Here is a 2,991-nt window from a genome sequence, read left to right on the forward strand (position 1 = left end):
CGCGGTCGGGGCGCCGGCCGTCCCGCTCTCGGCGGAACCGGTTCCCTGCCCGGTGGCGCACACCGCCGTCAGGACGGCCGCGACGAGCACCCTCGCGGAATTCCACCGCGCTCCCGCCCGCACCGGGCGGCGCGCCCGCGTCGCGCTCTCCGCCGACTCCCTGATGAACCGCATTCCGCACGCTCCCGCTCTCCGGAACGGTCTCGGCACCCTGGTGGAATCGGACCGTTCCACCGGGTTCGACAACCGCTGCGCGCATATGGTTCGAACGGATTCGCCCCCGGACGGTGCTTCCCGGCGGTGCTCTTCGCGCGGTGCTCCCCGGGCGGTGCTCCCCGGGCGGTGCGCAGGAGCCGGGCCGCCGCCGCGGAACGCCCCGGCGTCAGGCGGGGGTCAGGCCGTACTCCTTGGCCAGCAGTTCGAGGGAGCGCAGCCAGGCCTCCCTGCCGGGGGCCGCGGAGACGACGATCAGCTCGTCGGCGCGGGCGTGCTCGGCGAACCGGCCGAGGTACTCGGTCACCTCGGCCGGGGTCCCGACGGCGGAGTACCTGGCCATCTGCAGGATCTGCCGCCCTGCCGGGGAGGCGAGGACCAGGTCGGCCTCCTCCGGCGTGAACGTCCGGTCCCGCCCGAGGAACAGGCCCACCCGCCTGCGCTTGGCCTCCAGGAACTGCTCCTGCGCCTCCTGCGCGGTGTCCGCCGCGATGACGTTCACCCCGGCGATGACGTACGGCTCCCGCAGCTGCGCCGACGGGGTGAACTCGCGCCGGTACACCTCGACGGCCTCCTCCAGCGCGTCCGGGGCGAAATGGGAGGCGAAGGCGTACGGGAGGCCGAGCGCGGCGGCGAGCTTGGCCCCGAACAGCGAGGAGCCGAGGATGTAGAGCGGCACGTCGGTCCCCTTGCCCGGGGTCGCGTCGACACCGGGGATCCGGGACTCGCCGGTCAGGTATCCCTGCAGCTCCAGGACGTCCTGCGGGAACCCGTCGGCCGCCGCCGGAGTGCGGCGCAGGGCCCGCATGGTCTGCTGGTCGCTGCCCGGGGCCCGGCCGAGGCCGAGGTCGATGCGGCCGGGATGCAGGGTCTCGAGGGTGCCGAACTGCTCGGCGACGGTCAGCGGGGAGTGGTTGGGCAGCATGACGCCGCCGGCGCCGAGGCGGATCGTCCGCGTGTGCGCGGCCACGTGCGCGATGAGCACGCTGGTCGCCGAGGAGGCGATGGACGGCATGTTGTGGTGCTCGGCGTACCAGATCCGCCGGTAGCCCCACTCCTCGGCGCGCTGGGCCAGCGTCACGCTGGCGCGGAAGCTGTCCCGGGCGGTCTCCCCCTCACCGATATGGGCCAGGTCGAGGATGGAGAGCGGGACGGTCATGGAGGGGCGCCTTTCACCGGGCGGGGAGGACGCGGATCCGGTCCCGGAGACCCCCGCCGTCTCGGGACACGCTCTGCAACAGCGGCGGCGGAGCGGTTATTTCCAGGTCACGGGAGATTGAACTATAACGTGTTCTATTGTTATGTGGGCTCATGCGGTTCACCTATGCCGAGGCCATGACCGACCCGTCGTACCACCTGCCCCTGGCCCGGGCCGCCGAGGCCGCGGGATACGCGGGCGTCAGCGTGGCCGACTCCCTGGTCTATCCGAAGGAGTCCGCGACGGGCTACCCGTACACCGCGGACGGCGACCGCGGGTTCCTGGAGGACAAGAGCTTCGTCGAGACGTTCGTTCTGATCGCGGCCATGGGGGCGGTGACCTCGACGATCCGGTTCACGCCGTTCGTACTCAAGCTGGCGGTCCGCCCGCCGGTGCTGGTGGCCAAGCAGGCGGGCTCGATCGCCTTCCTGACCGGCAACCGGCTGGCCCTCGGCGTCGGGATCAGCCCCTGGCCCGAGGACTTCGCGGCGATGGGGGTCCCGTGGGCGCGGCGCGGCCGGCGGATGGACGAGGCCATCGAGGTCCTGCGCGGCCTGACCGGCGGCGGTTACTTCGAGTACCACGGCGAGTTCTACGACCTGCCCCCGGTGAAGATGTCGCCGGTCCCCACCGAGCCGGTCCCGATCCTGGTCGGCGGGCACAGCGAGGGGGCGCTGCGCCGGGCCGCCCGCCTCGGCGACGGCTGGATGCACGGCGGAGGGGGCGCCGCCGAGCTGGACGCGCTGCTGAGCAGGCTGGCCGTCCTGCGCGCGGAGTACGGCACGGCCGACCGGCCCTTCGAGATCCACGTCATCTCCGCCGACGCGTACACGCCGGACGGGGTCAGGCGGCTGGCCGACAAAGGCGTCACCGACCTGGTCGTCGGCTTCCGGAACCCGTACGTCAAGGGACCGGACGCCGAGCCGCTGAGCCGGAAGATCGAGCACCTGGAGCGCTTCGCCGAGTCGGTCATCGCGAAAGTCGATCCTTGATGATTTCCGATAACAGGTTACAGTTTTCCGTGTGAGTGATTCCACCGCCGTCATCTGGGAAGCGCCGTACGGCGACCACCCCGCGCGCCGGGCGGCGCGATCGTCCATGACCGCGGTCGCCGCCGGGCGCAGGGAGGACTGGCTCGGGCTGTTCGCGCCGCACGCCCTGGTGGAGGACCCCGTCGGGCCCTCGATGCTGGACCCCGACGGCAAGGGACATCGTGGCCGCGACGGGATCGGGAGCTTCTGGGACGGGCACGTCGCCTCGGTGCGCGCGTTCCGCTTCCGCGTCGCGGACTCCTTCGCCAACGGGCCGTGCTGCGCCAATGTCGTCTCCATCACCATGACGCTGGACGGCGGAGCGGTGATGACGGTCGACTGCGTGATCGTCTACACCGTCGACGCGTCGGGGCTGATCACCTCGCTCCGCGCCCACTGGGAGCCGGACCGTGCGCTGGCCACCCTGACCGCGCCGTAGTCCCGCACCCGCCGTAGTGCCCCGTGCCCCGTGTGCCGGTCGTGCGGGCCGCACCGCAGCACCTCACGCGCCGCAGTCCTCACGTGCCGGTCGTCCCAGCCGCGCCGCGG

Annotated in this window: 3 protein-coding genes; 2 read left to right on the forward strand and 1 reads right to left on the reverse strand. The window is 72.4% G+C overall.

Annotated features, from left to right (window positions below; all coding sequences use genetic code 11):
* Positions 1–382 precede the first annotated feature (382 nt).
* On the reverse strand, positions 383–1,372 hold the full coding sequence (locus ACWJ6R_RS33630) for an LLM class flavin-dependent oxidoreductase (RefSeq protein ID WP_449066082.1): 990 nt from the start codon (positions 1,370–1,372) through the stop codon (positions 383–385).
* Positions 1,373–1,524: 152 nt separating this feature from the next.
* Here ACWJ6R_RS33630 and ACWJ6R_RS33635 point away from each other — a divergent pair, with 152 nt between their 5' ends.
* Both ACWJ6R_RS33635 and ACWJ6R_RS33640 read left to right on the forward strand, forming a co-directional pair.
* Positions 1,525–2,403: a TIGR03619 family F420-dependent LLM class oxidoreductase gene (locus ACWJ6R_RS33635; protein ID WP_449066083.1), complete on the forward strand. Its 879-nt coding sequence runs from the start codon at positions 1,525–1,527 to the stop codon at positions 2,401–2,403.
* Between the two features lie 31 nt (positions 2,404–2,434).
* Positions 2,435–2,881: a nuclear transport factor 2 family protein gene (locus tag ACWJ6R_RS33640; protein WP_449066084.1), complete on the forward strand. Its 447-nt coding sequence runs from the start codon at positions 2,435–2,437 to the stop codon at positions 2,879–2,881.
* The last annotated feature ends 110 nt before the right edge of the window (positions 2,882–2,991 follow it).

It is taken from the genome of Planomonospora algeriensis (assembly GCF_977012225.1).